This is a genomic window from Mycolicibacterium sp. CBM1 (assembly GCF_054073305.1).
The window spans coordinates 22,116-28,115 of the sequence record NZ_JBSXPP010000033.1; the positions used below are offsets into that span (position 1 = coordinate 22,116).

The window sequence follows — 6,000 nt, forward strand, 5'->3', positions numbered from 1 at the left end:
CTGCTCACCTCCGGGGCTGAACGTAATGAACTAAAGCGTGACCTGGCTCACGCCACGTTCGACCATCCTTGCAGACCCATTGCAGGTGACTTGGAAGGAAACCGCTCATGACCACGGTTTTGAATCGCCGCGGCGGCGACGACATCGCTCCGCCGAAACGCCGCGACCGGACGCACTGGCTGTACCTGGCGGTCATCGCTGCGGTCATCGGCGGTGTGATCGTCGGCCTGGTGGCCCCCGCGGTCGGCAAGGAGGTCGGTGTTCTCGGGACGATGTTCGTCAGCCTGATCAAGATGATGATCGCGCCGGTGATCTTCTGCACCATCGTGTTGGGCATCGGGTCGGTGCGCAAGGCCGCGACTGTCGGCAAGGTGGGCGGCCTGGCCTTCGGCTACTTCCTGATCATGTCGACGATTGCGCTGGCGATCGGCCTGCTGGTGGGCAACCTCCTGCATCCCGGCAGCACGCTCAACCTCTCGGAGTCGGCAGCCGGCAAGGGTGCGGAGCTGGCCGAGAAGGCTCACGAGTCGGGCGGGGTCATGGACTTCATCCAGCACATCATCCCGACGTCGCTGTTCTCGTCGCTGACTGAGGGCAATGTGCTGCAGGCGCTGTTCGTGGCGCTGCTGGTGGGGTTCGCCATCCAGGCGATGGGCAGCAAGGGCGAGCCGATCCTGCGCGGGGTGGAGCACCTTCAGCGGCTGGTGTTCAAGATCCTGGCGATGGTGCTGTGGCTGGCCCCGATCGGTGCCTTCGGCGCGATCGCCAACGTGGTGGGCCAGACCGGCTGGAGCGCGGTGACCAACCTGCTGACGCTGATGTTCGGCTTCTACGTGACGTGCATCGTGTTCGTCTTCGGTGTGCTCGGGGCACTGCTGCGGATGGTGTCCGGGGTGTCGATCTTCAAGCTGGTGCGCTACCTGGCGCGGGAGTACCTGTTGATCTTCGCGACGTCCTCCTCGGAGTCCGCGCTGCCGCGGCTGATCGCCAAGATGGAGCACCTGGGTGTGCAGCAGAGCACGGTGGGCGTGGTTGTGCCGACCGGATATTCGTTCAACTTGGACGGCACTGCGATCTACCTGACGATGGCCTCGCTGTTCATCGCCGACGCGTTGGGTAGCCCGCTGTCGGTGGGGCAGCAGATCGGTTTGCTGGTGTTCATGATCGTGGCGTCCAAGGGCGCGGCCGGGGTGAGTGGGGCTGGGCTGGCGACGCTGGCCGGCGGGTTGCAGGCACACCGGCCAGAGCTGCTCGACGGGGTGGGGCTGATCGTCGGAATCGACCGGTTCATGTCCGAGGCGCGTGCGGTCACCAACTTTTCCGGCAACGCGGTGGCCACCCTGCTGGTGGGCTCGTGGACCAAGACCGTGGACATGGGCAAGGTCAACGAGGTGCTGTCGGGTCGCGACCCGTTCGACGAGGTCACCATGCTCGACGACGATCACCGGCCGGTGCCGCAGAAGGAGGCAGTCGCCGCCTGATTTCCCAGCTCACGACACCCCGGGACGGAATTCCCCCGGGGTGTCGTGCCGTGCTGGCGTGGTCATGGCACGGAAAAAGCCCGGCAGGTCGGGGGGTCGCCGGGCTTATCCGTGACTGAGGCCGAAGCCATCAGGTCGCGTGTCCCACGATACCTCGGGCACAGATTCAGGCAAACTGTCGGTTACGTCAAAAATGGCTTCCTGCAAGGGTTTTGGCTGAAACGTCCTGGTAGGAGGAGCGAGGATCCACAGCATGTTCACATGAGCCGCTGTGGTGGCTCGCGCGTCGCGGGTCGATGTCGGGTGGTGGCGCGGCGCTGGGGGTCCTTCGAGTCGCGGGGCGCACACGCTAACGTCTCTACGGCGCCGACTCGTCGGTGCGCCCCCATAGCCCAATTGGCAGAGGCAGCGGACTTAAAATCCGCACAGTGTCGGTTCGAGTCCGACTGGGGGCACTGAGAAAGTGCAGGTAGAAGAATTGTTTGATTCGAACGCTTGAGCGGCTCACCGCTGTCCGGGCGGCCGTGTCAGCGGCGCGTCAGCAGTGACGACTCATCGTGTGGAGGCGTCAGCCGAATGGTGATCAACGCGCCGCGTGTTGCGTTCGCGGCTCTTCTGACTAGGCCCCTACACTCTGACTTTAAGTCAACTTTTTGGAAGCTGGCATGTTGAGCGAACTCTTGTCGGACGCAGTCGGTACGGTCCGTAGTCAAGGCTGAAGGGTGGGTATGGCTGCAGTGGAGAGTCGAGTAGTCGACTTGTTCTCGGGTGGCGGCGGCATGAGTTACGGATTCGCGGCGCATCCTCAATTCAGCGTTGTTGGCGCCGCTGACGCCGAGATCGGCAAGCCCAGCACAGGTATGAGCGCGATTGGCTGTAACGCGACCTATCACGCAAACATGGGCGTTGTCCCGTTCGCCGCCGATCTTGGCGTAGTGAGTCCCGCGGAAGTCGCGAGCGGCATCGGCGCTAGTGCATCCGATCTGTCAGTCCTCTTGGCCTGCCCGCCGTGTACCGGTTTCTCGAGGGCGGTTTCGAAGAACTACACCGAAGACGACCCTCGCAACAGTCTTGTCGTACGCGTTGCAGAATTCGTCGATCAGTTCTCACCTCAAATCGTGATGATGGAGAACGTCCCTCAGCTGCTGAACGGGAAATTCCGCGAACACTTTCAGACGCTGGCCGGCAGACTCCGCGATCGCGGGTACAGCGTTCACGCCAGCGTTCATCGCATGGTGGAGTTCGGCTTACCGCAGCAGCGCGAGCGAGCCATCGTTATCGCGGTCAAGAATGGACTTCCGATGCACACGCTTGAAGAGCTGTGGGATGGCTATTCCGTTGACCCATCCGCTGCGACTGTGCGGCGTGCGATCTCGCACCTGCCGCGAATCAACTCCGGAGAAACTGACGAGAGCGACCCTGCGCATACAAGCACCACACTTGTCGGGGAGTCTCTTGAGCGGTTGAAGGCGATGCCGCGCGACGGAGGAAGCTGGCCGAGTTTCCTCGATAACGAGGAAACTCATCGGTTCATGATTCCGTCCATGTGGAAAGCCGTTGAGAGAGGTCGCCTTAACAGCTACTGCGATGTCTATGGGCGGATGTGGTGGGATCGGCCCGCGCCTACGATCAAACGCGAATGTTCGCATATCGGAAACGGACGCTACAGTCACCCCGAGCAGGATCGTCAATGCACTGTGCGAGAGTTAGCGATCCTCCAGGGATTTCCAAACGACTACAAGTTCGTTGGAACCAGTAGAAAGAACCTGTACCGCCAGGTGGGCGACGCAGTACCCCCGCTCATCTCTTATCAGCTGGCATGGGTCGCGTCGTGGATCCTCACCGACGAGCAGCCGGATCTCCGGGATGTGGTCTTGCCTCGAACATCGTTGACCGTTAACGATATACAGGTCAGATCTGGTCAGGCTTCGATGGTGTTCTGCTGAGCCGCTTGCGCGGCTTCAACTTGAACCTGCCATCGACCATGTACCCGCGCAAAATCTGATCGGTACCAGAGTCGGATCTTCTCAACGCTGGAATCGAGCAATATCCGAAATACCTTGGAGCCAACGGTATTACTGAAGTCGGCTCCGTAGCTGATAGATCGGCCCTGTTTTTGGAACTGCTGTGGTTCGGCGCTTTCGAAGTGCGCCACAAGCACGCGCTTGGGTATCTCGACTAGGTCGTACCGATATCCGTGCGTCGTCACGAAGGCTCGCAGAACGATTATCCGGTCGTAGTCCTGCATATGGCGGTTGATCCTCGCCCGCACGGCCTCCGCGCACTTATCGGGATCGGTAGCTTCCCTGACCCAAATAGCTTCCATGAGCTTTTCGATCTTCACTGTAGCTGCCGAAATGCCCTTGGCGGCTTCAGTCTTCAGCGACCACTTGAACCCAGCGCCGCGAATATCCCAACTCTCGTCCCCAGGAGTGGGGTTGATCTCTGCTGGATGCCCTGATGCGACAAGGCATTGCTTGAAGAGGTACTCAAATGACTTCTTGTTCAGTGGTTCTTCGTGGAGAGCGTGGTGGAGCGTCAACAGATTGGACATCGTCTCCGCAAACACGTCGTCAATAATGTCGCTGTCGCTTGTGTCCGACACCGTGACTGGAACCTGCATTGCGCGCGCCATCGACAACACAAGAGCTAGTTGGGTAGGGGTAAGGGTCTGCAGTACTGGCCCGAGGTCGGATACGGTCAGATCGGGGATTGCTTCGGCCTCGACCTGTGGATCGATGTTGTCAGTCATCCGCGCCCGCTGGGGGAGTGGGCGATGGGTCAATGTCGAAAAGCGCCGCCGTCCTCACGCCAAGCGCCTGTGCTAACGCACGGATGTTGACCAGCGTGATGTTGCGTCGCCCTTGTTCCACGGCAGAGACGTAAGTGGGGTCGAGATCCGCGAGATTGGCTAGGGCTAATTGTGATAGGCCCTTTGCAAGCCGAAGTTCACGCAGGCGCTCGCCGAACTCGCTCTGCCACTTAGCGGCGTAGGGCGATCGGGTCCAAGACACCAACAGGAGCGTGCCAGTTGCCTGACTTTAAGCCGAGGGACTTTACGTCAAGTTTTGTCACATCGGATGTACGGCGAGGCGCGTGCCGCGCGGGTTTGTGCGGTCCCGCTCGTTGCCGGTTAGCTGAGGTCCTCGGGTCGAAACTTCCCGTGAACGCCGCTGCCCTTACCCTTGAGGTAAGCCTGGTTCTGCTTGTCGGCGCGTCTCGCCATTAGGTAGTGGACGATTCGCCTGCGCATGTACAGGAACAGCAGGAACGCGGCAACGGCGATGACTAGCAGGGGGCTGATGAACGGATCTGTGACATCTGAAATCGCTTGACGAGCTGTCAGGCTGGAAGGATGTCGTTGTGCCTAAGCCCTACCCCGAGGAGTTCCGCCGTGACGTGGTGCGGGTGGCGCGCGAGCGTGGCCCTGGGGTGTCTGTGGAGCAGGTCGCTCGCGATTTCGGGATTCACCAGACCACGCTGAATTCGTGGCTTCGTATGGCTGATGCCGATGAAGGCCCGAAGTCGGTCGCAGCCCCGGATGTGCTGCGAGAGAACCGAGAGCTCAAGCGGCGCAATCGCCTGCTAGAGCAAGAGAACGAGGTCTTGCGCAAGGCGGCGGCCTATCTGGCGCGAGGATCGCTACCGGGAAAAGGCTCTACCCGCTCGTGAAGGAGCTGGCCGCAGCCGGTGCCCCGATCCGGGTGCCGGTGGCGGTCTCGTGTCGGGTCTTGAAGCTTCACCGCCAGCACTATTACGCCTGGCTGTCGTGTCCAGTCACCGACGCCGAGTACGACGAGGCGCATTTGGCGAATGCGATCTTCGACGCCCACCGCGAGGATCCTGAGTTCGGTTACCGGCTGTTGTTCGATCAGGTCCGCGCCGCCGGCCACAACGTCAGTGAACGTACGGTGTGGAAGATCTGCTCGATCAACCAATGGTGGTGTGCGTTCGGCAAGAGACGTCGCGGCCGCAAGGGCTTACCTGGCGCCCCGGCGCACGAGGATCTGGTGCGTCGCAAGTTCACTGCGCTGGGACCAAATCGGTTGTGGCTCAGTGATATCACCGAGCACCCGACCGCTGAGGGCAAGGTCTACATGTGTGCGGTCAAGGACGTGTGGTCCAACCGAATTGTCGGATACTCCATCGCTGAGCGGATGACCTCACAATTGGCCGTTGACGCGATCGAGTCCGCCGTAGCCCGCCGCGGCGGCACAGTCGCTGGTTGCACGTTGCACACCGACAGGGGCGGCCAATTTCGTTCCCGAAAACTCCAGCGGTCGCTACGGCGCCATCAGATGCTCGGCTCCATGGGACAGGTCGGCTCCGCCGGGGACAACGCCGCCATGGAAAGCTTCTTCTCTCTGCTGCAACGCAACGTCCTCGACCGCCAACGCTGGCCCACCCGCGATGACCTCCGCATCGCGATCGTCACGTGGATAGAACGCACCTACCACCGCCGTCGAAGGCAAGCCCGCTTGGGCCGATTGACCCCCATCGAATTCGAAGCCATCATGAC

The 6,000-nt window shown here is 61.2% G+C and carries 5 protein-coding genes and 1 tRNA gene; 4 read left to right on the forward strand and 2 right to left on the reverse strand.

The genetic code is table 11. The features are described from left to right. Positions 1 to 107: 107 nt before the first annotated feature. The 3 genes from ACXDF8_RS25925 (at position 108) to ACXDF8_RS25935 (ending at position 3,427) form a co-directional block, all read left to right on the forward strand. Entirely contained in the window at positions 108 to 1,481 is a 1,374-nt protein-coding gene (locus tag ACXDF8_RS25925; protein ID WP_457226126.1) for a cation:dicarboxylate symporter family transporter, read from the forward strand. Positions 1,482 to 1,862: 381 nt separating this feature from the next. After that, positions 1,863 to 1,936: transfer RNA gene (locus ACXDF8_RS25930), tRNA-Leu, on the forward strand. A 273-nt stretch (positions 1,937 to 2,209) separates the two neighbouring features. After that, the gene (locus tag ACXDF8_RS25935; RefSeq protein WP_457226127.1) at positions 2,210 to 3,427 is read left to right on the forward strand and encodes a DNA cytosine methyltransferase; all 1,218 of its coding nucleotides are present in this window, start codon (positions 2,210 to 2,212) and stop codon (positions 3,425 to 3,427) included. Here ACXDF8_RS25935 and ACXDF8_RS25940 read toward each other — a convergent pair. Both ACXDF8_RS25940 and ACXDF8_RS25945 read right to left on the reverse strand, forming a co-directional pair. Continuing rightward, positions 3,403 to 4,233: a hypothetical protein gene (locus ACXDF8_RS25940; RefSeq protein ID WP_457226128.1), complete on the reverse strand. Its 831-nt coding sequence runs from the start codon at positions 4,231 to 4,233 to the stop codon at positions 3,403 to 3,405. The genes ACXDF8_RS25935 and ACXDF8_RS25940 overlap by 25 nt on opposite strands. Next, a complete protein-coding gene (locus ACXDF8_RS25945; RefSeq protein WP_457226129.1) occupies positions 4,226 to 4,495 on the reverse strand; it encodes a type II toxin-antitoxin system RelB family anti-toxin in 270 nt (89 codons plus the stop codon). Before ACXDF8_RS25945 ends, ACXDF8_RS25940 begins: the two co-directional genes overlap by 8 nt. Positions 4,496 to 4,844: 349 nt before the next feature. Between ACXDF8_RS25945 and ACXDF8_RS25950 the strand changes: the two genes are divergently transcribed. Next, a protein-coding gene (locus ACXDF8_RS25950) for an IS3 family transposase (protein WP_457223387.1) occupies positions 4,845 to 6,000 on the forward strand; the annotation gives its coding sequence in 2 pieces (ribosomal slippage) (positions 4,845 to 5,129 and positions 5,132 to 6,000; 1,154 coding nt annotated over the 2 pieces). This gene is flagged as partial in the annotation.

What these genes read in the sequence shown, in the direction of transcription:
- ACXDF8_RS25925 (WP_457226126.1), top strand. Translation starts at nt 108, where the DNA reads ATGACCACGGTTTTGAATCGCCGCGGCGGCGACGACATCGCTCCGCCG.
- ACXDF8_RS25935 (WP_457226127.1), top strand. Translation starts at nt 2,210, where the DNA reads ATGGCTGCAGTGGAGAGTCGAGTAGTCGACTTGTTCTCGGGTGGCGGC.
- ACXDF8_RS25940 (WP_457226128.1), bottom strand. Translation starts at nt 4,233, where the DNA reads ATGACTGACAACATCGATCCACAGGTCGAGGCCGAAGCAATCCCCGAT.